Origin of the sequence: Bradyrhizobium sp. HKCCYLRH2060 (genome assembly GCF_051168135.1) — a bacterium.
In the GTDB taxonomy this organism is placed as follows: Bacteria; Pseudomonadota; Alphaproteobacteria; order Rhizobiales; family Xanthobacteraceae; genus Bradyrhizobium.
Genome location: NZ_JBNPUK010000025.1, coordinates 1 through 25,904, shown reverse-complemented (window position 1 = coordinate 25,904; position 25,904 = coordinate 1). Strand labels below are relative to the sequence as shown.

Genomic DNA, 25,904 nt, shown 5'->3' with positions numbered 1-25,904 from the left:
GCTCAATCGTCGAGCTTGCAGGTGATGGTGTAGACGACGCCCGGTGGCAGGAAGTCGACCGTGGCCTCGCCGCCGAGCTGATCGCGTGCGCTGCGCTCGATCAGGCGGGAGCCGAAGCCGCGCTGGATCGGCGCCGAGACCACCGGGCCGCCGGTCTCCTGCCACACCAGCCGCAGCCGTGCCGGCAGCTTCTTCGCGGCGTCGGCCGCGCTCGTCAGCTCCCAGGACAGATCGACCGTGCCGGTGTCGTTCGAGAGCGCGCCATACTTGGCGGCGTTGGTTGCGATCTCGTGCACGATCATCGACAGCACGACCGCGAGCCGCGGCGACAGCGCCACCTTCGGGCCGGAGATCCTGATGCGGTCGGGCGTGTTGAGGCGATAGGGCTTGAGCACGCGCTCGATCACGTCCTGCAGCTCGGAGCCCTGCCATTTCTCCTTGCTGAGCAGATTATGCGCCTCGGCGAGCGCGCCGAGCCGGCCCTCGAACTTCTCGCGCTCATGGCGGCTGGCGCTGCGGAAGGTCTGCACCGCGATCGCCTGCAGGATCGCCAGCGTGTTCTTGACCCGGTGATTGAGCTCCTCGATCAGCAGATCGTGCAGCATCTCTGCGCGCGCGATCGTCGTCGCCATCCGCACCGCGAAGGCCAGGCCGATCGCCAGCATGATGCCGCCGAGCAGGCTGGTAACGGCGAGGTTGCGCCACAGCGGCGCCACCAGCGAATCCTCGGCGATGCCGGCGCCGATGGTCCATCCAGTCAGGGTGGAATGGGTGAAGCTCGACAGCAGCGGCACACCCTCGAGCGATACGCTCGACAGCGTCGCCTCCTGCTCGCTGCGCATGCGATCGAAGACCGAGGGCGAGGCCTGCTTGCCGATCGTCTTCGTCGGATTCGGCACGCGTGCGAAGACGGTCGCCTGGCGGTCGAGCAGCGACAGGGTCCAGTCCGGGTTCGGCCGCTGCTTTTCAAGGATGGTCTGGAACATCTCGATCGGCGGGCTGAACGAGATGTCATAGACGACCTCGCCGTCGCGAAAGACGGGAACCTCGACGGTGACGATCAGGCTCTTCTTCACGACGCCGTAGAACAGGTCGGAATATTGCGGCTGCCTGGTCTCGAACACGCGGCGGGTGATCTCGCGGTTGTTGCGCGGCGGCAGGTGAGCCGTATCCGGCGTCGCCGACGAGAACAATTGGCGTCCCTCGCGGTCGGCGACCACGATCGTGCCGTTCTTGCCGTACTGCTCGAGGAAGCCCATCGCGATCGGCCGGAAGCGTTCGAAATCGCCGGTGGTCAGCGCATCGGTCAGCGCCAGCACCTGGACGCCGCCGGTCATGCGCTGCATTTCGGCATCGAGCGTCAGGCGGATGCTGCGCACCGTCTCCAGCACGCGCTGGCGGGCGTCGCTGCGGTCCTGCATGTAGTTGTGCAAGACGATCCCGCCTGCGAACAGGATGAGCGGCAGCGTGGTCCCTGCGACCAGAAGAGCAAGCCGGATCGGCAGGGAGAGTTTTGGCACGGATGCCCCGTTTGAGCTGGCGCTGCTGATTGCCGTTGGGACTGACGTCGGCTGGGGAGATGCGTCGGGCGCAGGCGAATGTATGCAGCGAGCGCATATCAGGCTGGAGCGGCTGCGTCCGCAAGGTCCCGGCGGTTGCAGCCGTTCACATCGTTGTCAGCATAGGAGAGCGGTGCAAGCGCGCCAAGCGCAATGCGCGGGGATCGTCGGTTCCCTGAGCGGCTTTGCCGCCACAGCGCCTCTCCTAAACGTTGGTCTCGGTGATGGCCGCGTACACCATCGTGCGCAGCTCGCGGCGGATCGGGTAGGCGCTCGAGGGCAGCACCTGGGTCATGAAGATCGTGATCAGCTCTTCGGCCGGGTCGATCCAGAACGCGGTGGAGGCCGCGCCGCCCCAGGCATATTCGCCGGCGCTGCCGGGGATCAGCGTCTTGGCCGGGTCCATCGTCACCGAGAAGCCGAGACCGAAGCCGATGCCGTTATAGGCCGCTTCCGCGAACATCGAGCGCGACAGCGCCGGCAGGTCGACGCCGCCGGGCAGATGGTTCGAGGTCATCAGCTTCAGCGTCTTCGGCCCGAGCAGCCTGACGCCGCCGAGCTCGCCGCCATTGAGCAATGCGCGGCAGAACGTCAGATAGTCGGCCGTGGTCGAGCACAGGCCGCCGCCGCCGGAGATGAAGTCGGGCGGGTTGAGGAAGGTGCTGGTCGCCGGGTCGTCCTGCAAGGTCAGGCCGCCTTTGCGATCGGCGGCGTGGAACGACAGGGTGCCGGCGGGATCGGCCGAGTAGCACGCCGCAAGGCGGTGCGCCTTCGCGGCAGGAACGTGGAAGTCGGTGTCGGTCATGCCGAGCGGATCGAAGATGCGCTGTTTCAGGAATTGCTCGAACGGCTGGTCGGCGATCTTGCCGATGAGATAGCCGACCACGTCGGTGGAGACCGAGTAGTTCCAGGCCTCGCCCGGCGAGAACTCCAGCGGAATCCGCGCGAGGTCATCGATCATCGACTGCAGGGTGCCGGCCTTTTCGACCGCGCCGATCTTGGCGTCGCGATAGGCGGCATCGACGTTCGAGCGTTGCTGGAAGCCATAAGTGAGGCCCGAGGTGTGGCGCAAGAGGTCGACGATCAGCATCGGCCGCGACGGCGGGCGGCTGACAAAGCCCGGCGCGGTGCCGGCGACGAATACGCCGAGATTCTTCCACTCCGGAATGTATTTCGCGACCGGCTCGTCGAGCGCAACCTTGCCCTCCTCGACCAGCATCATGAAGGCGACCGAGGTGATCGGCTTGGTCATCGAATAGATGCGGTAGATCGTGTCGTCCCGGACCGGGACCTTGCGCTCGACGTCGGCAAAGCCGAGCGAGCTCGCGTGCACGATCTTGCCGCGGCGATAGACCATCAACTGCGTGCCTGGAAAACGGCCTGCCTCGACATAGCGCCGTTTCAGGTGGGCATCGATGCGGTCGAGCGCGGCTTGCGACATGCCGACGGTTTCGGGCGAGGCGGGAGTGGGGGCGAGCATCGGCGTCTCCGCTGTCGTTCGGTTTTCGTGGCCCGCGCGGACGGCTTGCGCGAAGGCGATGGAGCTGGGTGATAGCGGAAAATCGCCGCGCTTCCAATGGCAGCGCCCGTCGGGCTGATGTAGCCTTCGCCGCAGGAGGACCGCCCATGACGCAATTCAACGAAGCCGAGCTCACGGATGCCGTCGTCAAGAGCTTCGAGGGGACACCCGACCCACGGGTCAAATTCCTCATGCAGGAATTGGTGGCCTCGCTGCACGACTATGTCCGCAAGACCAATCTCACGTTCGACGAATGGGCGGCCGCAATCGAGTTCCTGACCCGCACCGGCCAGACCTGCACCGCGAGCCGGCAGGAGTTCATTCTGCTGTCCGACGTGCTCGGCGTGTCGATGCTGGTCGACGCCATCAATCATCGCGACCGGGGAGGGGCGACGGAGACGACCGTGCTCGGCCCGTTCTACGTCGGCGAGCACAAGGTGACGGCCCACGGCACCGACATCTCGGCGGATCTCAAGGGCGAGAAGATGTTCGTGCAGGGACGGGTGACCGATCTGTCGGGTGCCCCGCTGGCGGGCGCCACGGTCGATGTCTGGCATGCCGACGACGAGGGCTTCTACGATTCGCAGCGGCCGTCCTATGAAAGCGATGGTCCGTCGTCGCGGGCGCGCTTCATCACGGATGCGGATGGTCGCTTCTTCTTCCGCACCATCCTGCCCTGCAGCTATCCGATCCCGACCGACGGTCCGGTGGGACGGATGATCCTCGAGACGAAGCGTCATCCGATGCGCCCGGCCCATGTGCATTTCCTGGTGGACGCCAAGGGCTACGAGCCGCTGATCACCCATGTCTTCGTCGGCGGCGACGAATATCTCGACAGCGACGTCGTCTTCGGCGTCAAGGACGACCTCATCGCCCAGGTGGAGCGGCGCACCGATGCGGTGATGCCGGACGGCAAGCTGGCGGCCGGGCCGTGGCACTTGATGAGCTATGATTTCCGCATGAAGCCGGGAGCAGGCGTGGCGCCGAGGCCGCTCGGCGCGATCGCGCCTGAACCCGCCTGATCCTGCGGCGAGCGCCAGTCTCGCCTACCAGCCGCCGTGGCGAGCCGCGAGCAGGATGACGACGGCGATCGCGAGCAGCGCCGTCGTTGCCTTCCAGAACAGCAGCGGATTGCGCTCGATCAGCGGCGTCCGGTCGCCGCCGACATAGGCCGGATTGGGGTGCCGCAGGTCGAAGACGAATTCCGAGAGGCTCTCGTAACGTTTGGCGGCGACCGGATGGACGGCGCGGCGAAGTGCGCCGTCGATCCACAGCGGGACGGTCTGGTCATCGCCGGAGGCCGGCTGATAGCGCACCTTGCGAAACTGTGCCGGGGTTCTCGCGCGCGCCATCTGCGCGCCATAGGGCAGCCGGCCTGTCAGCATCTGGTAGGCGATCACGCCGAGCGAGAACTGATCGGACCATTCGGAGCCGCCCTCGCCGAGAAAATATTCCGGCGCCGTATACTGCTGCGTGCCGAGGATGCTGTCGTGGTCGGCGGCCGGGTCGGCCTCGACCACGCCGTTGACGCGCACCGATCCGAAATCGATGATCTTCACCGTCCGGGTCCGGTCGATCATGATGTTTGCAGGCCGCAGATCCTGGTGCAGCATTTCCTTCCGATGCAGCGCCTGCAGCCCCCGAGCGATCTGCTCGACGATGTCTCTGACAGTATCGAGATCGGCTTTGGGATGGTCGATCATCCATTGCGCCAAGGTCTGGCCTTCGACGAATTCGGTGACGACGTAGAGATGATCGCGGCGGCGGGTCGATGAGATGGCCTTCAGCACGTGCGGGTTGTCGATCCGCCGCGCGATCCACTCTTCCATCAGGAAACGCTTCAAATAAGCCGGGTCGCCGCGCAGGTCGATCGAAGGCACCTTGATGGCGACGGGGAGCTCCGTCTCGACTTCGACCGCCAGATAGATGTGGCTGCGGCTGCTGGCATGGATCTCGCGCACGATCCGGTAGCCCTCGAAGATCATCCGCGCGTCCAGCAGCGGCGCCGGCGGCAGCTGCTCGGCCCGGACCGGGATCTCGGCGGCGTCGCCGGCACCGAGTTCGTCGATCCGCACGATCTGGATGGTGAGATTGTCCGCGCTGCCCTGCGCCAGCGCCTCGGCGACGATGATGCGGGCCGCCTGGTCGAGATCGTGCGAATTCTCTTTCAGCACGTTGGCGACAAAACGCTTGCCGACATGCTCGTGAACGCCGTCGGTCGCGAGCACGAAGACGTCGCCGCGCTCGATCCTGACAGCCTGGTAGTCGATTTCGACCTGAGGATTGACCCCGAGCGCACGCCCCAGATAGCTCTGCTGCGACGAGATGACGATGCGATGATCGTCGGTGAGCTGCTCGAGCGAATGGCCGGCGAGGCGTGAGATGCGGCAATCGCCGATATGGAACAGATGCGCGGTGGCCGCCTTGATCACGATCGCGCTGAGCGTGCAGACGTAACCCTTGTCGCGGTCATAGGCGTATTGGCTGGCTCTGGTCTGGGCATGAAGCCAGGAGTTGGCGGCCGTGATCACGCGTCGCGCCGACGTCTTCACCGACCAGGCATCCGGCGTGCAGTAATAATCGGTCAGGAAGCTCTTGACCGCCGACTCGCTCGCGATGTGGCTGACCTCGCTGCTGCTGATGCCATCGGCGATGGCGACCGCGATGCCCTTCAGGCTGAGCGCCGGCTCATCGGGAATCAGGGCGCCGTGGAAGTCCTGGTTGCCCGGCTTCTGCCCCTTGTCGGAATGTGCTCCGATGGTGATCCGCAATGGCATCTGGGCCGTGGGACAAAGTGAGGGAGCCCGACCCTATCGGGGACGGGCTCCCGAGGGGAAATGAAATCAGGCGGCGACGCGGGCGGCGATCTTGGCATCGCGCTTCGGCTGCGTCCTGACGTGGGTGGCATAGAGCGTCAGGCCGGTGAAGGAGAGGCCGCCGACGAGATTGCCGAGCACGGTCGGGATCTCGTTCCAGATCAGGTAGTCCATGATCGAGAACTTCGCATGGAGCATCAGCCCCGACGGGAACAGGAACATGTTCACCACCGAGTGCTCGAACACCATGTAGAAGAAGACCAGGATCGGCATCCACATCGCCAGCACCTTGCCTGGCACGGTGGTCGAGATCATCGCGCCGACCACGCCGGTGGAGACCATCCAGTTGCACAGCATGCCGCGGATGAACAGCGTCGCCATGCCGGCCGCGCCATGCGCCGCGTAGCCGAGCGTCCGGCCTTCGCCGATATTGCCGATGACGGCGCCGACCTTGTCCGGCTCCTGCGTGAAGCCGAATGTGGTCACGAACGCCATCATGAAGGCCACCGTCAGCGCGCCGGCGAAATTGCCGATGAAAACGAGTCCCCAGTTGCGCAGCACGCCTGCGATGGTCACGCCGGGACGCTTGTCGATCAGCGCCAGCGGCGACAGCACGAACACGCCGGTCAGGAGATCGAAGCCGAGCAGGTAGAGCATGCAGAAGCCGACCGGAAACAACAGGGCGCCGATGATCGGCTGGCCGGTATTCACATTGATCGTGACGGCAAACCAGGCCGCGAGCGCCAGGATCGCGCCCGCCATGTAGGCGCGGATGACGGTGTCGCGGGTGGACATGAAGATCTTGGACTCGCCTGCGTCCACCATCTTGGTCACGAATTCGGAAGGCGCGAGATACGACATTCAAACGTCCTTTGCTTGCTCTCGGGAATGGATTGCGAGCTGCCTTGCGAGAGGGTCTGGCTCTCGAAGGACATCGCCACGGGCAGGCGGATCGGATGTCGAATGCGGGAAGGGCGTCACGACGACCGCGCCGAGAAGACCTCGGTCGCGTGCGCGCGTCCGTCCCGGATAATCAGGCCCCATCGGCCTCGACAGTCCAGCGAACCGCAGTCATCGTTGACTTGCCGAATTGCAAGCAATGCCTGTGCCAAATCTGGCGCCAGTATAAAGATGAGTAGTTTCAATTGATTGCGCTTGGATGTCGTCGCCGCGGATGTTTCGAAGGGGTGCTTTGATGCCCGGATGCTCATGGAACAATCGCGCTATGCCCACTTGGTGTGCGGCGCACACAAAGTGGGCGAATCGCAAATTTTGGATGCGACCTCCTGCGTCTGATGCATCGTTGTGCATGGCTAAGCGTTTGAATTCGCTTCGAAACTAAAAATCGGCGCGTTGGCACGAAGCTTGAAAGAGCGTTTGCGACGCCATCGATGCCGTCCGCGCAACCCTCATCCGAATCGTGACGCTGCCCCTTCCGAGGCCATCTCGGAACACGCCCTTTTGTGCGTGGCGCGGCGACCCGCAACGGACGGCCATTCATCCATCGAGCGCTCTTCTCAGACAAAGGACGACAGCACTCATGACGAAGACTGCCAATCCTGCTCGCCGCAACGGCCTCAGCCGTCGCCAGCTTCTCAAGGCCGGCGCAGGCACGGCCGCGCTGCTCGCGGCCGCGAGGCTGGGCTTTCCGGGCGGCGCTTTTGCCCAGGGGGCGGGGCCGGAAGTCACCAGCGCCAAGCTCGGCTTCATCGCGCTGAGCGACGCCGGTCCGCTGTTCGTCGCCAAGGACAAGGGCATCTTCGCCAAATACGGCATGCCGGATGTCGACGTGCAGAAGCAGGCCTCGTGGGGCACCACGCGCGACAACCTCGTGCTCGGCTCCGAGGGCAACGGCATCGACGGCGCGCACATCCTGACGCCGATGCCGTACCTGATCTCCTCGGGCAAGGTGACGCAGAACAACCAGCCGACGCCGATGTACATCCTGGCGCGGCTAAATCTCGACGCACAGTGCATCTCGGTCGGCAAGGAATATGCAGACCTGAAGCTCGGCCTCGATACCGCGCCGTTCAAGGCCGCGCTGGAGAAGAAGAAGGCGGCGGGCAAGTCGGTGAAGGCGGCGATGACCTTCCCGGGCGGCACCCACGACCTCTGGCTGCGCTACTGGCTCGCGGCCGGCGGCATCGATCCCGACAAGGACATCGAGACCATCGTTGTGCCGCCGCCGCAGATGGTGGCGAACATGAAGGTCGGCACGATGGACTGCTTCTGCGTCGGCGAGCCGTGGAATGCGCAGCTCGTCAACCAGGGCATCGGCTATACCGCGGTCACCACGGGTGAGATCTGGAACAAGCATCCCGAGAAATCCTTCGCGATGCGCTCGGCCTATGTCGACAAATATCCGAAGGCCGCGAAGGCGCTGACCATGGCGGTCATGGAGGCCCAGCAGTGGTGCGACAAGATGGAGAACAAGCAGGAGCTTGCGACCATCATGGCCAAGCGGCAGTGGATGAATTGCCCGGTCGAGGACGTCGCCGGACGCACCGCCGGCAAGTTCGACTACGGCACCGGCAAGGTGGTCGAGAACTCGCCGCACATCATGAAGTACTGGCGTGATTTCGCCTCCTATCCGTTCCAGAGCCACGACCTCTGGTTCATCACCGAGGACATCCGCTGGGGCAAGTATGAAGCTGGCTTCGACGCCAAGTCGCTGATCGCCAAGGTCAACCGCGAGGACATCTGGCGCGAGGCCGCCAAGGAGATGAACGTCGCGGTCGCCGAGATTCCGACCTCCAAGTCGCGCGGCAAGGAGACGTTCTTCGACGGCAAGGTGTTCGATCCGGAAGATCCGGCGGCCTACCTGAAGTCGCTGTCGATCAAGCGGATCGAGGCCTGATCAGGACCTCCCGCCGCGCGTGCAAAACGCGCGGCCCCTCTCATTGCACGGAGAAAGGTTTCCGATGTCCATGCCAGCGTTGATCAACGATAGCGCTCCGAAGGTCGTGCCGACCGCGTCCACGTCCGTGTCCGCGTCCATCGTGACCATGACTCCCAAGCAGCAGCCAAAAGCCGAGCGCTACGTGAAGATGGCGCGCGACGTCGCGGTGCGTGTCGTCCCGCCGCTGATCGTGCTGATGCTGTTCCTGCTGATCTGGGAGCTGGTCTGCCGCCGGGCGGGCTCGGCGCTGCCGCCGCCCTCCCGGGTGTTCAGCGATACCCGCGAGCTGATCCTCGATCCGTTCTTCGATCACGGCGGCATCGACAAGGGCCTGTTCTGGCATCTCGAGGCCAGCCTGCGCCGCGTCGCCTTCGGCTACGCAATCGCCGTTGTCGTCGGCGTCGGTGTCGGCACCTTGATCGGCCAGTCGGTGTGGGCGATGCGCGGCCTCGATCCGATCTTCCAGGTGCTGCGCACGATCCCGCCGCTCGCCTGGCTGCCGCTGTCGCTGGCTGCCTTCCGCGACGGCCAGCCGTCGGCGATCTTCGTGATCTTCATCACCTCGGTCTGGCCGATCATCATCAACACCGCGGTCGGCATCCGCAACATTCCGCAGGACTACCGCAACGTTGCGGCGGTGGTGCAGCTCAATCCGCTGGAGTTCTTCGCCAAGATCATGATCCCGGCGGCGGCCCCCTACATCTTCACCGGCCTGCGCATCGGCATCGGCCTGTCCTGGCTTGCGATCGTCGCGGCCGAGATGCTGATCGGCGGCGTTGGCATCGGCTTCTTCATCTGGGACGCGTGGAATTCCTCGCACATCAGCGAGATCATTCTCGCCCTGTTCTATGTCGGCATCATCGGCTTCGTGCTCGACCGCCTGATCGCGGTCTTGGGCAAGGTCGTCACCCGCGGCACCGCGACGAACTGAGAGGGAAGGGATCATGGCCTATCTGAAGCTCGATCACGTCGACAAGACGTTCACCCGCGGCAACGCCACCACCGAAGTGCTGAAGGGCATCAACCTCTCGATCGAGAAGGGCGAGTACGTCTCGATCATCGGCCATTCCGGCTGCGGCAAGTCGACGATGCTCAACATCGTCGCAGGCCTTACCACGGCGACCACCGGCGGCGTATTGCTGGAGGAGCGCGAGGTGAATTCGCCGGGACCCGACCGCGCCGTCGTGTTCCAGAACCACAGCCTGCTGCCCTGGCTCACGGTCTATGAAAACGTGCGTCTCGGCGTCGACAAGGTGTTCGCCAAGACCAAGACCCGGGCCGAGCGCGACGCCTGGACCATGCACAACCTCAACCTCGTGCAGATGGCCCACGCCAAGGACAAGCGCCCGAACGAGATCTCCGGCGGCATGAAGCAGCGCGTCGGCATTGCGCGTGCGCTGGCGATGGAGCCGAAGGTGCTGCTGCTCGACGAGCCGTTCGGCGCGCTCGACGCGCTGACCCGCGCGCACCTGCAGGATTCGGTGATGGCGCTGCATCAGAAGCTCGGCAACACCATCCTGATGATCACGCACGACGTCGACGAGGCCGTGCTGCTGTCGGACCGCATCGTGATGATGACCAACGGCCCGAGCGCGCATATCGGCGAGGTGCTCGAGGTCGCGCTGCCGCGGCCGCGCAAGCGGCTCGAGCTCGCGACCAACCCGACCTACGTGAAGTGCCGGCAGCGCGTGCTGGAATTCCTCTACGAGCGCCATCGCTACGTCGAGGCGGCGTGACGATTGGAAAGCGGAGAGCGGATCGAACCGCTCTCCGCGTCGGGCGACTAACGGGTTCTCGTTTCCATCATCGAAGGATTCCCATGACACCGTCTCAGATCGCATTGGTTCAGGATAGTTTTGCCAAGGTCGCGCCGATCTCCGATCAGGCCGCGACCATCTTCTACGATCGACTGTTCGAGGTCGCGCCGCAGGTGCGTGCGATGTTTCCCGACGATCTCACCGAGCAGCGCAAGAAGCTGATGGCGACCTTGGCGGTCGTGGTGAATGGATTGACCAACCTGCCTGCGATCCTGCCGGCGGCAAGCGCGCTCGCCAAGCGCCACGTCGATTACGGCGCCAGGCCGGAGCACTATCCGGTGGTCGGTGCCGCGCTGCTGTGGACGTTGGAGAAGGGACTCGGCGACGGCTGGACGCCCGACGTCGCCGCCGCCTGGACGGCAGCCTACGGCACGCTGTCCGGCTACATGATTTCGGAAGCCCATGGCAAGGCGCAGGCGGCGGAGTAGGCGCTTTGGGTGAACCGCTCGTCATCGTCGGCAACGGCATGGCCGCTGCAAAGCTGGCCGAGGAATTGTCGCAGACCGCGCTGGGCCGCTACGCGATCGCCGTCATCGGCGAGGAGCCGCGGCTCGCCTACAACCGCGTGCTGCTGTCGTCGGTGCTGGCCGGCGAGGCTGCGTCCCATGAGATCGAGCTCAAGCCGGCCGCCTGGTGGCGCGAGCGCGGCGTGACGCTGAAATACGGTGCGCGCGTCACCGGCATCGATGTCGGCCGGCGCGAGCTGCAGATCGAGAACGACGAGAACGTGGCGTTCTCGCGCCTCGTCCTCGCCACCGGCTCGCTGCCGCTGCGGCTTCCGGTGCCGGGCGCCGATCTGCCGGGCGTGCACACGTTCCGCGACAGCCGCGACACCGACGTGCTTCTGGCGCTGGCGGCCAAGAAGGGCCGCGTGGTGGTCGTCGGCGGCGGGCTGCTCGGGCTGGAAGCGGCCTATGGCCTGGCGCGCGCCGGCGCCAAGGTGACGCTGCTGCATCTGATGGACCGGCTGATGGAGCGGCAGCTCGATGCGCCGGCCGCCGCGCTGCTCAAGTCGCTGGTGGCGCGCAAGGGCATCGAGGTTCTGCTCAATGCCAGCACCGCTTCCATCCACGGCAACGGCCGGGTCGAAGAGGTCGAGCTGGCCGACGGGCGCCGCCTCGCCGCGGACGCGGTGATCTTCGCCGCCGGCATCCGGCCGAATGTGACCTTGGCAAAGGAAGCGGGGCTCGCCGTCAACCGCGGCATCGTCGTCGACGATGCGATGCAGACCTCGGCGCCTGGCATCTTCGCGCTCGGCGAATGCGCCGAGCACCGCGGCACCTGTTACGGGCTGGTCGAACCGGCCTACGAGCAGGCGCGGGTGCTGGCGCAGCATCTGGCCGGACGCAAGGCGGCCTATGGCGGCAGCGTCGTCTCGACCAATCTGAAAGTGTCGGGGGTGTCGGTGTTCTCGGCCGGCGATTTCGTTGGTGTCGAGGGCAGCGAGACGATCGTGCTCAACGATGCCAAGCGCGGCATCTACAAGAAGCTCGTCATCGCCGACGGGCGCCTCACCGGCGCCGTGCTGATCGGGGAGACCAGGGATGCTCTGTGGTATCGCGACCTGATCCGCAGCCGCGAGCCGGTCGCGGCGATCCGGACCGAGATGATGTTCGGCCGCGCCGCGGCGCGGCCACGGGCAGCGTGAGAGAGGGGACCTCGCACGATGACGACTGTTGATCCCAAGTTGCGCACGGTGCGCACCGCCTGTCCGTATTGCGGCGTCGGCTGCGGCGTGCTCGCCACGCCCGACGGCAGCGGCGGCGCGGCGATCTCCGGCGATCCGTCGCATCCGGCCAATCTCGGCCGGCTCTGCTCCAAAGGCTCGGCGCTCGGCGAGACGCTCGGGCTCGAGAGCCGGCTGCTCTATCCGATGATCCGCTGCAAGGGCGGCATGGAGCGGGTGGCGTGGAGCGATGCGCTCGATCACGTCGCGACCCGCCTCAAGCACATCGTCGCCCGCGACGGCGAGGACGCCGTGGCGTTCTATCTCTCGGGCCAGATGCTGACCGAGGACTACTACGTCGCCAACAAGCTGATGAAGGGTTTTCTCGGCTCGGCCAATGTCGACACCAATTCGCGGCTGTGCATGGCGTCGTCGGTCGCCGGCCACCGCCGCGCCTTCGGCGCCGACACCGTCCCCGGCACCTATGAGGATCTCGATCGGGCCGATCTGCTGGTCTTCGTGGGCAGCAACGCCGCCTGGTGCCACCCGGTGCTCTACCAGCGCATGCTGGCCAACAAGCAGACGCGCGGCGCCAGGTTCGTGGTCATCGATCCGCGCCGTACCGACACGGCTGAAGAAGCCGACCTGTTCCTGGGATTGAGGCCCGGCACGGATGCGGCGCTGTTCTCCGGCCTGCTGGTGCATCTCGCCGACAGCGGCGCGCTCGACGGCGACTACATCGCGCGCCATACGTCTGGTTTCGACGAGACCCTGGCGCGCGCGCGCAGCCTTGCCGGCAGCACCGCGGCGACCGCGCTCGCCACCGGTCTGTCTGAGCCCGATGTCGCCGCCTTCTTCAAGCTGTTCCGCGACACGCCAGAGGTCGTCACCTTGTACTCGCAGGGTGTCAACCAGTCGGCTCAGGGCACCGACAAGGTCAATGCGATCCTCAACTGCCATCTTGCCACCGCGCGCATCGGCAAGCCGGGTATGGGGCCGTTTTCGCTGACCGGCCAGCCCAACGCGATGGGCGGCCGCGAGGTCGGCGGGCTCGCCAACCAGCTCGCCGCGCATATGGGCTTCACGCCGCCGGACATCGATCGTATCAGACGCTTCTGGAAGGCGCCCGACATCGCCACCCATGAGGGATTGAAGGCGGTCGCGATGTTCGAGGCGATCGCGCGCGGCGAGATCAAGGCGCTGTGGGTGATCGGCACCAATCCGGCGGTGTCGCTGCCGGACGCCGATCTCGTGCTGTCGGCCCTGAAGAAGCTCGAGCTGCTCGTCGTCTCCGAGAACGTGCGCTCCAACGACACCGTGGATGCTGGCGTGCACGTGCTGCTGCCGGCGCAGGCCTGGGGCGAGAAGTCGGGCACGGTCACCAACTCCGAGCGGCGCATCTCGCGCCAGCGCGCCTTCATGGCGCCGGCCGGCGAGGCCATGCCGGACTGGTGGATCCTCAGCGAGGTCGGCAAGCGGCTCGGCTTCGCTTCCGCCTTCGACTACGGCTCCGCCGCGGACATCTTCCGCGAGCACGCCGCGCTGTCGGGGTTCGAGAACGACGGCAGCCGCGACTTCGACATCGGCGCGCTGGCGAGCCTCAGCGACGACGAATACGACACGATGGCCCCGGTGCAATGGCCGGTGCGCGCGGGCAAGCCGCCCGCGCCGCGCTTCTTCGCCGACGGCGCCTTCTTCACCGGCGACCGCAAGGCCCGCTTCGTCGCGCCGGAGGTGCCGGCGCTGCGCAGCGAGACCAATGCCGCGCGGCCGCTGCGGCTGAACACCGGGCGCATCCGCGACCAATGGCACACCATGACGCGCACCGGCTTGAGCCCGCGGCTATCGGCGCATCTGCCGGAGCCGTTCGTCGAGGTGCATCCGGACGACGCGCTGCGCTACGGCCTGATGCATGACGGCTTCGCCAAGGTGACGACCGAGCATGGCCAGTGCATCCTCAAGGTCGTGGTCAGCGAGCGGCAGCAGCGCGGCATGCTGTTCGCGCCGATCCATTGGAACGCGACGAACTCCTCGCATGGCCGCGTCGGCGCGCTCGTCGCCTCGCACACCGATCCGTTCTCCGGCCAGCCCGAGGCCAAGGCGACGCCGGCCGCGATCAGTCCCTATGAGTACGTCTTCCGCGGCTTCATCCTGTCGCGCACCGAGCTCGCGCTGCCGTCCCATCTGTGGTGGGCGCGGGCGACGGTGCAGGGCGGCTTCGGCTATCTGTTCGCCGACAACGGCGACCTCATGCGCTGGCCGGCGTGGTTCAAGGCGCGCGCCACCGACGATGTCACGGACTACATGGATGTCGGCGGCGGCGTCTATCGCGCCGCGTCCTTCGGCGGCGACCGCATCGAGACCTGCGTCTTCGTCGGACCGGGCCATGATGCCGGCGACTGGAACGTCGTGAAGACGATGTTTTCAGCCGATCGTCTCGACGACGATCAGCGCCGCATGCTGCTGTCCGGCCGCGCGCCCGACGGCGTCGGCGGCGGCCCGATCGTCTGCGCCTGCTTCGGCGTCGGCCGCGACACCATCTGCGATGCGATCGCCGCCGGCGCGCGCACGCCCGCCGCGATCGGCGCGCAGCTCAAGGCGGGAACGAATTGCGGCTCGTGCATTCCGGAGATGAAGCGGCTGATCGCGCAGACGCCGGCGCAGGCCGAGGCGTCGGTGAAGGTGGCGAGCTAGTTCAACACAGTCATTACGAGCGCAGCGAAGCAATCCAGAGTCCCGCGACGGCCCTGGATTGCTTCGTCGCCTGCGGCTCCTCGCAATGACGGCAGTGGCCAATCGACGCCGCGCGTCGCCTCCTCTATGCTGCCGCGTATGAAGCACAAGACATTCGGAACCGGCGGCGCTGGCGTGTCCGTGATCGGGCAGGGCACCTGGTATCTCGACCACGCCGATCGCAAGCGCGCCATCACGACGTTGCGGCGTGGCCTCGATTGCGGCATGAGCCACATCGACACCGCGGAGATGTATGGCGATGCCGAGCTCGTCATCGCCGAAGCCATCGCCGGCCGGCGCGACGAGGTGTTCCTGGTGTCGAAGGTGCTGCCGAGCAACGCCTCCCGCCGTGGCACCATCACCGCCTGCGAGCGCTCGCTGAAGCGGCTCAAGACCGATCGGCTCGACTGCTATCTGTTGCACTGGCCGGGCTCCTATCCGCTCGCGGAGACGGTGGCAGCGTTCGAGGAGCTCAAGGCGGCCGGCAAGATCGCGTCCTGGGGCGTCAGCAATTTCGACGTCGACGATCTCGACGAGCTGCTGGAGGTCGCCGGCGACGGCAGGATCGCCTGCAACCAGGTGCTCTATCACCTGCAGGAGCGCGCCATCGAGTATGCCGTCATCCCGTGGTGCGGCCAGCACGGCGTCGCCGTCGTCGCCTATTCGCCGTTCGGCCATGACGATTTTCCGGAACGCCGCAGCGCCGGCGGCGAGGTGCTGCAGCGGATCGCGGAGCAGCATGGCGCGACGCCGCGCCAGGTCGCGCTCGCCTTCCTGACGCGGGCGTCGTCGCTGTTCGCGATCCCCAAGGCGTCGCGGCCCGAACATGCCGAGCAGAATGCGGCGGCCGGCGACATCGAGCTCACCGCGGCCGAGATCGCCGCGATCGATCGCGCCTTTCCGCGCGGGCCGAAGCCGCGTGGGCTGCCCATGCTGTAGCGCAGCATCACGGAAAATTACGGATGTTTGCTACCTCGGCGCGTAGCCAGCGCATATCGGCTGCCCGCTTTCCATGGGTTGTCCCGCGGCCGTGATTGGCGTTTTGTCGCCACTCACCGAATCGTCGCTTCTGCCAACCTTCGAGTTCGACCGTGACCCCGCCCCCGAGTGCGGCCGCCGCCGCGCGCCTCGACGACGTGCCGACGTCCGTGCAGGACAAGCCGCAGGCCCGGCGCAAGCGCGCGCCCGCCCGCGCCGACCGGCCGTTCCGCGGCATTGCGCTGATCCTGCTGTCGACCGTGTTCCTCGGCACCTCGGACGTGACGGCGAAATATCTGTCGAAGACGCTGCCCTCGATCGAGATCACCTGGATCCGCTTCGTCGTATTCGCACTCATCATGGTGCCGGCGATGATCCCGGGCTCGCCGCTGTTCGCTATGCGCACCGCGCAGCTCAAGTTTCAGTTGCTGCGCGGCGTCGCGCTGCTCGGCTCGTCGCTGATGTTCATCACCGGCCTGCGCTACCTGCCGATCGCCGAGGCCTCCGCCACCGGCTTCGTCGCGCCGCTGTTCGTCACCGCGCTGTCGATCATCTTCCTCAGCGAGAAGGTCGGCCTGCGCCGCTGGGTCGCAACCGCGGTTGGCCTGTTTGGCGTGCTGGTGATTCTTCGCCCCGGCACCGGCGCGTTCCATCTTGCCGCGCTGTTTCCGATCGTCTCGGCCTTCGCCTGGGCCTGCACCCTGATCATGACGCGGATGATGAGCGGGCGCGAGCACGCGATCACGATCATGTCGTATTCGTCGATCGCCGGCGTCTGCATCCTATCGATGATGGTCCCATTCGTGTGGGTTACGCCGTCCTGGCAGGACATCGGCTTCGGCGTGCTGGTCGGCGTCGCTTCGACCATGGGGCAGTGGATCGTCGTGCTGGCATTCCGCTATGCCGACGCCTCGGTGCTGGCGCCGTTTTCCTACACCCAGTTGCTGTGGGTCAGCATCCTCGGCTTCCTGGTGTTCGGCGAGGTGCCGGACGTCTGGACCATCGTCGGCGCCGCCTTCATCGTTTCCAGCGGCCTCTACACTGCCCATCGCGAGCGCGTCCGTCGCTCGCAACTGCTGCAGGTCGCCGGCGAGAGCTCGCCGAATCCGTGAGCCATCGGTCGCACGTCCCCCAGGCCATTGCGGGGGCGACTTTTTGGGTGGATGCGTTGCGCGCCCGCTACAACCGCGATCAAACGCGTAACGCGCTGATTTCAAACAAGAAACAGGGACGCCGTCGATCTCGGCGGGCGCCGCGCGCCTGCTAGGTCTTGGATTGCATCAGGGGGTGCAGAGCAAGATCGGGGGATTGCGTGCAGAGGCGGGTCGAAACGGCGGGGCGTCCGACGGCGCGAGGCGTGTGGGGCGCGCTGGGGCTCATGCTCGGGCTCTTCGGGCTCGGGCCGACGACGTCGGCGCAGGCCCAGACCGACTACACCTGGGGCGGCACCGGCTCTTCGACTGCGACCTCCGACTACAACCTCTCGACCAACTGGGAGACCCCGCCGGCCGGCGCGCCGCCCGCATCGAGCGGCCAGCGGGCGCTGTTCGGCGCCACCGGCGCATCGACCATCACGGTCACCGCGCCGCTCAATCCGGATTCCTGGATTGTCCTCGGCAACGCCCAGTCCTATGCGATCGGCGGCGCCGACGTGAATTTCGGCGTCGCCGGCTCCGGCTGGGGCTTCATCAACGACGCCAATTCCGGCCAGACCATTACCATCGGCAACAACCTCGGCGAGACGGTTGCCGGCGTGCGCGCCGAGCTGCTCGGCAACAGCACCACCATCCTGCTCGGCAACAACTCCTATTCGGGCGGCACCTTCATCGGCAACGGCGCGACCTTGCAGCTCGGCGACGCCACCCACACCGCCCGCATCATCGGCGACGTGTCGAATTTCGGCATCTTCAACGTCGTCAGGGCCGATACGTCCGGGATCGTCTCGCTCACCAATGATGGCGGCACCACCAACTTCCTCGGCGCGAGCTCCGCCGGCACGATGACGATCGTGAACCAGTCGATCGCCACGACGGCGTTCGGCGTCGCCGGAGGCACCGATACGGCGACGGCGGGGAACGCCGTGATCACCAACCATCAGGGCCGCACGCTGTTCAACGCCAACACCAGCGCCGGCAATGCGACGATCACGAATGATACGTTCAGCCTGGTCGCGTTCGTCAATGCCGCGACGGCCGCCAACGCGGTCATCACCAATGGCGGCAATTCCTACCTGATGTTCGGGATGGGCTTCGGCAGCGACACGCCGTCCGCGGGCAACGCAGAGATCACCAACAACATGGACGGGCATATCCAGTTCAACGCCCATTCCACCGCGGCGAATGCGACCATCACCACCAACGACGGCGCTTCCACCCTGTTCTTCGACCATGCGACCGCAGGCTCCGCCACGATCATCACCAATGCCGGTGGTCGCACCCGTTTCCTCGACAATACGACCGGCGGCGCCGCGCAGTTCGTGACCAACGGCACCGGCGTGGTCGACTTCTCCGGAAGCACGGGGGCCAATGGCGACGGCCGCATCACCGCCGGCTCCCTGGCGGGATCCGGCAACTATTACATCGGCGCCTTCAACACGCTGGTGGTTGGCGGCAACAATCTCTCGACCGAGGTCTCCGGCGTGATCAGCGACTACGACCCGTGCGAGTGCGGCACGGTCGGACCGGGCGCGCTGACCAAGGTCGGCAGCGGCAAGCTGATGCTGTCCGGCATCAACACCTACACCGGTGCGACCACGGTCGATGGCGGCATCCTCGCCGTCAACGGTTCGATCGCCGGCAGCAGCGTGACCGTGAATGCCGGCGGCACGCTCGGCGGCAACGGCATCGTCGGCAGCACGCTGGTCAATGGCGGCGCGCTGGCGCCCGGCAATTCGATCGGGCTGCTGACGGTGCAGGGCAATCTCGTGTTCACGGCTGCCGCGAGCTACATGGTCGAGGTGTCGCCGGCCAATGCCGACCGGGTCAACGTGACGGGCACCGCGACGCTGGGTGGCGCCACGGTGCAGGCGGCGTTCGCCCCCGGCAGCTACGTCAACAAGCAGTACACGATCGTCAACGCCGCCGGCGGCATCAGCGGCACCTTCAACACGCTGGTCAACACCAACCTGCCGGCCAACTTCTCCTCGAGCCTGAGCTACGACGCCAACACCGTCTATCTGAACCTGACGCTCGGCACGTCCGGGACCAATACCAACCAGCAGAACGTCACGGACACCACGACCGGCTATTTCAACCGCACCGGCGGCATCCCGGTCGCCTTCGGCGCGCTGACCCCGGCCGGCCTGACGCAGGCGTCCGGCGAGATCGCCACCGCCTCGCAGCAGGCGATGTTCGACTCGATGAAGATCTTCCTTGGCCTGATGTCCGATCCCTTCGTCGCCGGGCGCAGTGCGAACCCATCGGCTCCGGCGGCGGCGTTCGCCGACGCAGGGCAGGGCGCCGCACCGCGCGATGCCTTCGCGCGCATGCCGGTCAAGGCCGCTTTGGCCCGGCGCTTCGACGAGCGCTGGAGCACCTGGGCGGCGCCGTTTGGGGGTGGTTCGTTCACCGATGGCAATGCCGCGCTCGGCTCGAACGACACCACGATCCGCGAGGTCGGCTTCGCCGCCGGCGCCGACTACATCGTGTCGCCGAACTGGCTGGCCGGCTTCGCGCTGTCGGGCGGCGGCACCAGCTTCAGCGTCAATGGCGGCGGCAGCGGCCGCTCCGACCTGTTCCAGGCCGGCGCCTTCGCCCGCTATCGCAACGGCCCGGACTATCTCTCCGCCGCGCTCGCCTATGGCTGGCACGACGTGACCACCGACCGCACCGTGGCCGTCGCGGGCGTCGACCAGCTCCGCGCCCGCTTCAATGCATCGGCCTATTCCGCCCGCCTCGAGGCTGGCCGCCGCTACGCCACGCGATGGGGCGGGGTCACGCCCTATCTCGGCGGGCAGGCGACGGCTTACGTGCTGCCGTCCTATGCCGAGCAGGTGCTCTCCGGCGCGGGCACCTTCGCGCTGAGCTATGCCGGCAAGACCGTGACGGATGCGCGCGCCGAGCTTGGCGCGCGCGTCGACCGGTCGTTTGCGCTCGCCGACGGCGTGCTGTCGCTGCGTGGCCGCGCCGCCTGGGCGCACAATTTCAACCCGGATCGCACCATGACCGCCAGCTTCCAGGCGCTGCCAGGCACGAGTTTCATCGTCAACGGCGCCGCGCAGTCGCGCGACCTCGCGCTCACCACGGCCTCGGCCGAAATCGCCTGGCGCAACGGCTGGTCGGCGGCCGCGACCTTCGAAGGCGAGTTCTCGACCATCAGCCGCTCCTACGCGGGCAAGGGCGCGGTGCGCTACAGCTGGTGATCGCGCGCTCCCATCTTGGATCGTTCTCGCAGCAATGCTACGGCTGCCTCAACGAGACACCAGGGAGAACGCCATGATCAATCTGACGCCCGAGACCATGCTGCCCGACGACGGCACCCAGGGAACGCTGGTCGGCCGGGTCTGGCGACCCGACGTCGATGGTCCGGCCGTTGTGGCGGTGCGCGATGACGGCGTCTACGATGTCACCTCGGCCTTCCCGACCGTCAGCGCGCTGTGCGAGCACGACGATCCCGCGGCTGCACTGCGCGGCATGGGCGGGCAGCGCATCGGCGACCTCGCCGCCATCCTCGCCAACACGCCCCCCGATCGCCGTGATCCCGCCAAGCCGTGGCTGCTGGCGCCGGTTGATCTCCAGGTGCTCAAAGCGGCCGGCGTCACCTTCGCGATCTCGATGCTGGAGCGCGTCATCGAGGAGCGCGCGCGCGGCAATCCGGCCTCCGCCGAAGCGATCCGGACAGAGGTGGTGCGTCTCGTCGGCGACGATTTCTCCAAGCTGAAGCCCGGCTCCGACCAGGCCATGCACCTCAAGCAGGTGCTGATCGAGCAGAACGCCTGGAGCCAGTATCTCGAGGTCGGCATCGGCCCCGACGCCGAGGTCTTCACCAAGGCGCCGACCATGTCGTCGGTCGGCACCGGCATGGATGCCGGGCTGCATCCGAAATCGACCTGGAACAACCCGGAGCCGGAGGTGGTGCTGGCGGTGTCGAGCCGCGGCCAGATCGTCGGCGCGATGCTCGGCAACGACGTCAACCTGCGCGACTTCGAGGGCCGCTCGGCGCTGCTGCTGTCCAAGGCCAAGGACAACAACGCCTCCTGCGCGATCGGACCGCTGCTGCGCCTGTTCGACAAGAGCTTTTCGCTCGACGACGTCAGGAAGATGGACGTCGCGCTGAACGTGACCGGCAGCGACGGCTTCGTGCTCGACGGCCATTCCTCCATTAGCAAGATCAGTCGCGATCCGACCGATCTCGTCGCCCAGACCATCGGCGCCGTGCATCAATACCCCGACGGCTTCGCGCTGTTCCTCGGCACGATGTTCGCACCGGTCAAGGACCGCGATGCGCCGGGCCAGGGGTTCACCCACAAGCGCGACGACATCGTCACGATTTCAGCTCCGCAGCTCGGCCGCCTCGTCAACCGCATGCGCAACAGCGACGAATGCGAGCCGTGGACGTTCGGCGTCGGCGCCCTGATGCGCAGCCTCGCGCGGCGGAAGCTGATTTGACGACGGGCTGCCTCTCCATCCTCGCCGTCATTCCGGGGCGCGCGCAGCGCGAGCCCGGAATCCATACGCCGCAGCCGTCGTGAGTCAGACGGCTCTCAGTGATCGTGCTCCACCACGTCTATTCGTGGCTATGGACTCCGGGCTCGCTCGCTTGCGCGAGCGCCCCGGAGTGACGACCGGTGTGCATCGAGGCATTTGGGGCCTCGTGGTTCGAGACGCGCCGCGATGCGGCGCTCCTCACCATGAGGGGCAAGTGGCGGAGCAGCCGCTGCATACGGGACCATGAACACGCTGTTAGCGTGTTCATGGAGAGGGTTTGAAGCTCTTGAGGATCGCGCCGCACACTCAGCCCTCGTCCTGAGGAGCCCGCCGGAGGCGGGCGTCTCGAAGGACGGCTGCACGGCTCTGCCGGCTCTACGCCCCTTCATGCTTGCGAGCGCGATGTTGGGAATTGGAGCGGCCGCCTCACTCGCCTCACACATGCCCCGACGCCATTTCGCCGGCGACGCGGCGCGGGCGCTCCTGCAGCTGGGCGGGATCGCCGCGCGCGGCGCGCTCGCGGACCAGCGAGAGCGCGTGGTCGCGTTCGGCGGCCGGGCTGCGCCGTGGCTCCGACCGGCGCAGGCCGAGATCGTCGTCGATCGGATCCTTCGGCACCAGCGACAACGCCCGCTCGAACGGATCGAGCGACGCGTCACGCCCCCTGCCGCCGTCACGGCCCGGCTCAGGCTCGGGCGGACGTCGCGCCACGAGCGTCTTGATGCGCCCGATCAGGCCGGATGGCGCTTCCGGCGGCGCTGAATCGAACGGGTCGGCATAGAACGTCGCGCCGGCCTTCTCGACCATGCCGGCAAGTGCGGTGACCATGCGCGGCGAGCCGCAGGCATAGACCACGTCGGAGGACGTCAGCGTCGGCATGTGCGGCTCGATCCGCCCGGTGCGGATCGACGGATGGTTGATCGGGCCTTCCTCCACGGTCGGAATGATCGTGACATTCGGCAGCCGCGCGAGCTGCGCCAGGATCGGCGTCATGTAGAGCTGCGGCAGCTTCTTGGCGCCGGCGATGATCACCATGGGACGGCTGCGGTTCTCGCGCAGCGCCATCGCCGCGATCGCCCAGATCGGCGCGAAGCCGGTGCCGCTGCCGGCGAGGACGAGACGGCCGGCGCCGCCCGGACGCAGGAACGCGTGACCATAGGGCCCCTGGATGCGCAGCCGATGGCCGGGCCGGATGCCGCTGCCGAGCGCTTGCGTGACGCGGCCGCCACGGACCTTCTTGATGTTGAGATGGATGACGCGGCCGCCGATGCGGCCGTCGAACGAGGCGGTCGGGCTGTAGGCGCGCGCCGGATAGCCGGCGAAGGTGAACTTGAAGTACTGGCCCGGCAGATAGCTGATGCTCTTCTCGGGCGCGATCATCAGCTCCATGATATCTGGCGCGACCTCGCGCAGGCCGACCAGCCGTGCCTTGCTGATATCGATCTCCGGCACGTCCTCCACGTCGACGTCGAGGTCGGAGACGACGCGCGCCTGGCACGCATAGATCATGCCCTGCGTATGCGTCTCGCCGCACACCGTCTGCCCCTTCGAGACGTGAACCATGCAGGTGCCGCAGGTGCCGGCGCGGCAGTCGAACGGAATCTCGACGCCGTTGGCGAGCGCGCCATCGAGCAGCACGTCACCCGCGCGGACGCGGAACTGGCGGCCCTTGACGGTGACGGTCCTGAAGTTCGACATGGTTTACTCCTCGATCGGATACGCTGTGACGATGGTGGGACGAGACCGCGGGGCTTCACGCCTTGCCGGGCGACACGCGGATGAGATTCTTGTTGGCCGTGCTCTCGAATCGGCTCGACCAGTAGTTCGACGCCATCACCGGCCGCTTCAGCCAGCTCACCTTCGGCGAGCGCAGCACCAAGAACCAGAAGAAGAATGGCGTCGTGATGAGATGCGAGACCAGCGGAAACCAGTCCGGGAGTAATGACGCCGGGCCGGGCAGGCGATACCAATAGTAGGTGCTGATCGCGGCCGCCGCGAAGATGCGATGCATCCGGGTGCGGGCGGCGGGCCTGTAGCGCAGGATGCGCTCGCCGACCCTGAACACGACGTAGCTGACGAGCGCGGCGCCCAGCGGCCACACATAGGCGGTGATGATCGCGGCCTGGTCGACCTGCTGCGGCGGATAATCCGGCACTTGATACCAGCCCCAGACGAAGCCGGGGAAGCTGCCGATCAGGAAGTTGCCGAGGAACTGCTGGACTTTTGTGGGCACGCCGGCGGTCGGCGTCAGCTCCGGCGTGGAGTCGGGGCACGGATTGCTGCAGGCCTCGCAGATGTTGCAGCGGGCATTCTTGAAGGTCAGCGCCGGGTTGGTGCCGTAGAGCCGCTCGACCGGATGGATCGGGCACAGCGAGGTGCACCAGCCCGAGCGCATCTCGAACACCGAGCCCATCGCGAACGCCATGACCGCGGCCGACAGCAGCATGACCGCCGTCAGCGGGCCATCGACATTGAGCCCGATGCGCCGCATCGGTACCACGATGAAGAGAAGCGTCACGCTGATCACCGCCAGCGTCGCCGCGCCCCATTCCGGCATCCTGATGTTCTGCGAGATGCCCATCTTGTTCGGCAGCAGATGGAATGTCGCCATCGGACAGATGTTGCGCCACAGGCCGGGCGAGATCGTCACCAAGGCGGGCGCGACGGGAATCAGCAGATTCCACATCAGCGCGATGCCGAGCGCAGGAAAGAACAGCAGCAGGTTCACCAGCAGCACGCCGACGGCCAGCATCACCGTCTGCATCGTCAGCCAGAACCGCCGCTCGCCGCGTCCGGTGCTGCGGCTGCCGGGCTGTGCGGCCGGCTGATACCGGGCCGGTGCCACGTTCACGGCCACGTGGGCGAGTGGCCGGGTCTGTCGTTGGTGGGAAGCATAATCGTGTTGAGCCGAACGTTGAGCGCTGTTGTTTCGCATTGCTTTCCAGGACGCTGGTTTCTCTGTACGGGCGCGCTGGTGTGACGATTTCGGGCCGGACGTGTTGGTCCGCCGTGCCTGTTAGTTCGCGTCATCAGCGCATGCTGTGCCGCAGAATCTGACGGCGAGATGTGGCGCTTTTTGACGGCCAATATGGACGTGTCTGGGCCATGCTGCGGTAGGCGTGCGGCCGTTTGATCTGGATCAAATCGAGGAACATCAAGGATTTGATTGGGATCTGGGGTGTGTTTTTGAGGACGTTTGATCTGGATCAATGACGGCCTTCGCTGTGACGCATCGCAGGCGCGATCAAGGCGGTGAGTATGCGGCCTCATCGTGGGCCTCATGGTTCGAGACGGCGCTTCGCGCCTCCTCACCATGAGGGTTAGCTTCGAAGCCGGAGTTGAACATGGGTCATCATCTCCAACCTCACGAGAGCCCACGATCGCCGTGTTGGCCACTGACTACTTAGTCCCGCGGCAAGCCTCCTCTCCTCACCCTGAGGAGCCCGCCGAAGGCGGGCGTCTCGAGGGGCGAGGTCCCTGCTCGGACCTCGTGGCTCGCCCGGCGATGCGCAGCATCGTCCGCAGACGCGCCTTCGGCGCTCCTCACCATGAGGGTTAAGCTCCGAAACCGGCGCGGCACCCGGCCGGTCGGCGTCGCGGAGTGCGACGGCGCTATGGCTGCCCGACGGGCAAATCAGATCGCGCGTGAAAATCCTGTCCAGCCCTCCGCTGAAAAATAATCCACTTGCCGATTTCGCAAAATCAGCATTAGAGTCCGACCCGTTCCGTTGCGTCGGAGGGGACGTATCGCGGTCGTCATGGACGTCGGCAGCGGAATGCGATGGGCGTGTGTCGTTGCAGCGTGATCATTCGCGCGGACGAACGGCGATGCACGCACGGTCAAGTCGCGCGGTCCTGACACCCCGATGCTGGTGTCACGCTTGCGCCGGCGCTCACGCGCCGCGCAGGCAACGGTGGCCAAAAGCCGGTGCGCCGGGGAGAACGCGAAGCAGCCGTCAAAACCATCGCGCAGGGAGGGCCGGGCGTATTCGGCCAGACCTGTGGTACCTGCCGCCTGCATTTTTTTGAGCAGGCGGGCCACGGGCGCGGCCAGCGCCCGGCCTTCCCTGCGCCCTCTTTGATGAGAGGGCGAAAAATCAAAGCTCGGGCGCAAAACGTGTCGCGAGGTCGCGAAACTATATTCTCATGCATCAGAAAGTGCTGTCGGACAACGTGAGCACGGCAGACAGTACGGGCGTCATTGCGAGCGCAGTGTTTAGCCCGGAGACATAGCTTACACCTGTTCGGGGACATGGTTGACACTTTTGGGGT

Annotated in this window: 18 protein-coding genes; 11 read left to right on the top strand and 7 right to left on the bottom strand. The window is 66.4% G+C overall.

The window, feature by feature from the left end; translation table 11 throughout:
• Positions 1-2: 2 nt before the first annotated feature.
• Positions 3-1,520: an HWE histidine kinase domain-containing protein gene (locus ACQR10_RS31230; protein WP_315802517.1), complete on the bottom strand. Its 1,518-nt coding sequence runs from the start codon at positions 1,518-1,520 to the stop codon at positions 3-5.
• Between the two features lie 244 nt (positions 1,521-1,764).
• The gene (locus ACQR10_RS31225) at positions 1,765-3,039 is read right to left on the bottom strand and encodes a serine hydrolase domain-containing protein (RefSeq protein WP_316218376.1); all 1,275 of its coding nucleotides are present in this window, start codon (positions 3,037-3,039) and stop codon (positions 1,765-1,767) included.
• 146 nt (positions 3,040-3,185) lie between these two features.
• On the opposite strand from ACQR10_RS31225, the gene ACQR10_RS31220 reads away from it, so the two are divergent.
• On the top strand, positions 3,186-4,100 hold the full coding sequence (locus ACQR10_RS31220; RefSeq protein WP_316218377.1) for an intradiol ring-cleavage dioxygenase: 915 nt from the start codon (positions 3,186-3,188) through the stop codon (positions 4,098-4,100).
• Positions 4,101-4,124: 24 nt separating this feature from the next.
• Here ACQR10_RS31220 and ACQR10_RS31215 read toward each other — a convergent pair whose 3' ends face one another.
• Together ACQR10_RS31215 and ACQR10_RS31210 are read right to left on the bottom strand one after the other, a co-directional pair.
• Complete coding sequence (locus ACQR10_RS31215) at positions 4,125-5,855, bottom strand: bifunctional protein-serine/threonine kinase/phosphatase (RefSeq protein WP_316218379.1); 1,731 nt, start codon at positions 5,853-5,855, stop codon at positions 4,125-4,127.
• A gap of 66 nt (positions 5,856-5,921) precedes the next feature.
• Positions 5,922-6,755, bottom strand: a complete 834-nt coding sequence (locus tag ACQR10_RS31210) for a formate/nitrite transporter family protein (protein ID WP_315826412.1) — start codon at positions 6,753-6,755, stop codon at positions 5,922-5,924.
• A gap of 679 nt (positions 6,756-7,434) precedes the next feature.
• Between ACQR10_RS31210 and ACQR10_RS31205 the strand changes: the two genes are divergently transcribed.
• The 10 genes from ACQR10_RS31205 (at position 7,435) to ACQR10_RS31160 (ending at position 21,593) form a co-directional block, all read left to right on the top strand.
• Positions 7,435-8,751: a CmpA/NrtA family ABC transporter substrate-binding protein gene (locus ACQR10_RS31205; RefSeq protein ID WP_316183510.1), complete on the top strand. Its 1,317-nt coding sequence runs from the start codon at positions 7,435-7,437 to the stop codon at positions 8,749-8,751.
• Positions 8,752-8,815: 64 nt separating this feature from the next.
• Complete coding sequence (gene ntrB / locus ACQR10_RS31200; protein ID WP_316183511.1) at positions 8,816-9,724, top strand: nitrate ABC transporter permease; 909 nt, start codon at positions 8,816-8,818, stop codon at positions 9,722-9,724.
• A 10-nt stretch (positions 9,725-9,734) separates the two neighbouring features.
• Entirely contained in the window at positions 9,735-10,529 is a 795-nt protein-coding gene (locus ACQR10_RS31195) for an ABC transporter ATP-binding protein (RefSeq protein WP_315802554.1), read from the top strand.
• Between the two features lie 83 nt (positions 10,530-10,612).
• A complete protein-coding gene (locus tag ACQR10_RS31190) occupies positions 10,613-11,038 on the top strand; it encodes a globin family protein (RefSeq protein ID WP_316218380.1) in 426 nt (141 codons plus the stop codon).
• Between the two features lie 5 nt (positions 11,039-11,043).
• Positions 11,044-12,258 carry an NAD(P)/FAD-dependent oxidoreductase gene (locus ACQR10_RS31185; protein WP_410051459.1) on the top strand — a complete coding sequence of 405 codons (1,215 nt, stop codon included), beginning with the start codon at positions 11,044-11,046 and terminating at the stop codon, positions 12,256-12,258.
• A gap of 18 nt (positions 12,259-12,276) precedes the next feature.
• Positions 12,277-14,970, top strand: coding sequence for a nitrate reductase (locus tag ACQR10_RS31180; protein WP_316218381.1), 2,694 nt, complete (start codon positions 12,277-12,279; stop codon positions 14,968-14,970).
• A gap of 138 nt (positions 14,971-15,108) precedes the next feature.
• Positions 15,109-15,948 (top strand): aldo/keto reductase, encoded by an 840-nt coding sequence (locus ACQR10_RS31175; protein WP_316218382.1) that lies wholly within the window; start codon positions 15,109-15,111, stop codon positions 15,946-15,948.
• A 197-nt stretch (positions 15,949-16,145) separates the two neighbouring features.
• Positions 16,146-17,099, top strand: coding sequence for a DMT family transporter (locus ACQR10_RS31170; protein ID WP_316218393.1), 954 nt, complete (start codon positions 16,146-16,148; stop codon positions 17,097-17,099).
• 266 nt (positions 17,100-17,365) lie between these two features.
• Complete coding sequence (locus ACQR10_RS31165; protein ID WP_316218383.1) at positions 17,366-20,347, top strand: autotransporter outer membrane beta-barrel domain-containing protein; 2,982 nt, start codon at positions 17,366-17,368, stop codon at positions 20,345-20,347.
• A gap of 73 nt (positions 20,348-20,420) precedes the next feature.
• Positions 20,421-21,593 carry a fumarylacetoacetate hydrolase family protein gene (locus ACQR10_RS31160; RefSeq protein WP_315802528.1) on the top strand — a complete coding sequence of 391 codons (1,173 nt, stop codon included), beginning with the start codon at positions 20,421-20,423 and terminating at the stop codon, positions 21,591-21,593.
• 474 nt (positions 21,594-22,067) lie between these two features.
• Here the strand turns inward: ACQR10_RS31160 and ACQR10_RS31155 are convergent, their stop codons facing one another.
• From ACQR10_RS31155 to ACQR10_RS31145, 3 genes are all read right to left on the bottom strand, one after another.
• Positions 22,068-23,330 (bottom strand): 2Fe-2S iron-sulfur cluster-binding protein, encoded by a 1,263-nt coding sequence (locus ACQR10_RS31155; protein WP_316183516.1) that lies wholly within the window; start codon positions 23,328-23,330, stop codon positions 22,068-22,070.
• A gap of 55 nt (positions 23,331-23,385) precedes the next feature.
• Positions 23,386-24,489, bottom strand: coding sequence for a ferredoxin (locus ACQR10_RS31150; RefSeq protein WP_316218384.1), 1,104 nt, complete (start codon positions 24,487-24,489; stop codon positions 23,386-23,388).
• 777 nt (positions 24,490-25,266) lie between these two features.
• A complete protein-coding gene (locus tag ACQR10_RS31145) occupies positions 25,267-25,674 on the bottom strand; it encodes a hypothetical protein (protein WP_315802531.1) in 408 nt (135 codons plus the stop codon).
• Between the last annotated feature and the right edge of the window lie 230 nt (positions 25,675-25,904).

Bases quoted from the DNA above. Each gene is read 5' to 3' on its own strand.
- ACQR10_RS31225 (WP_316218376.1), bottom strand. From the start codon at position 3,039: ATGCTCGCCCCCACTCCCGCCTCGCCCGAAACCGTCGGCATGTCGCAA.
- ACQR10_RS31220 (WP_316218377.1), top strand. From the start codon at position 3,186: ATGACGCAATTCAACGAAGCCGAGCTCACGGATGCCGTCGTCAAGAGC.
- ACQR10_RS31215 (WP_316218379.1), bottom strand. From the start codon at position 5,855: ATGCCATTGCGGATCACCATCGGAGCACATTCCGACAAGGGGCAGAAG.
- ACQR10_RS31210 (WP_315826412.1), bottom strand. From the start codon at position 6,755: ATGTCGTATCTCGCGCCTTCCGAATTCGTGACCAAGATGGTGGACGCA.
- ACQR10_RS31205 (WP_316183510.1), top strand. From the start codon at position 7,435: ATGACGAAGACTGCCAATCCTGCTCGCCGCAACGGCCTCAGCCGTCGC.
- ntrB (WP_316183511.1), top strand. From the start codon at position 8,816: ATGTCCATGCCAGCGTTGATCAACGATAGCGCTCCGAAGGTCGTGCCG.
- ACQR10_RS31190 (WP_316218380.1), top strand. From the start codon at position 10,613: ATGACACCGTCTCAGATCGCATTGGTTCAGGATAGTTTTGCCAAGGTC.
- ACQR10_RS31180 (WP_316218381.1), top strand. From the start codon at position 12,277: ATGACGACTGTTGATCCCAAGTTGCGCACGGTGCGCACCGCCTGTCCG.
- ACQR10_RS31175 (WP_316218382.1), top strand. From the start codon at position 15,109: ATGAAGCACAAGACATTCGGAACCGGCGGCGCTGGCGTGTCCGTGATC.
- ACQR10_RS31165 (WP_316218383.1), top strand. From the start codon at position 17,366: ATGCTCGGGCTCTTCGGGCTCGGGCCGACGACGTCGGCGCAGGCCCAG.
- ACQR10_RS31160 (WP_315802528.1), top strand. From the start codon at position 20,421: ATGATCAATCTGACGCCCGAGACCATGCTGCCCGACGACGGCACCCAG.
- ACQR10_RS31155 (WP_316183516.1), bottom strand. From the start codon at position 23,330: ATGTCGAACTTCAGGACCGTCACCGTCAAGGGCCGCCAGTTCCGCGTC.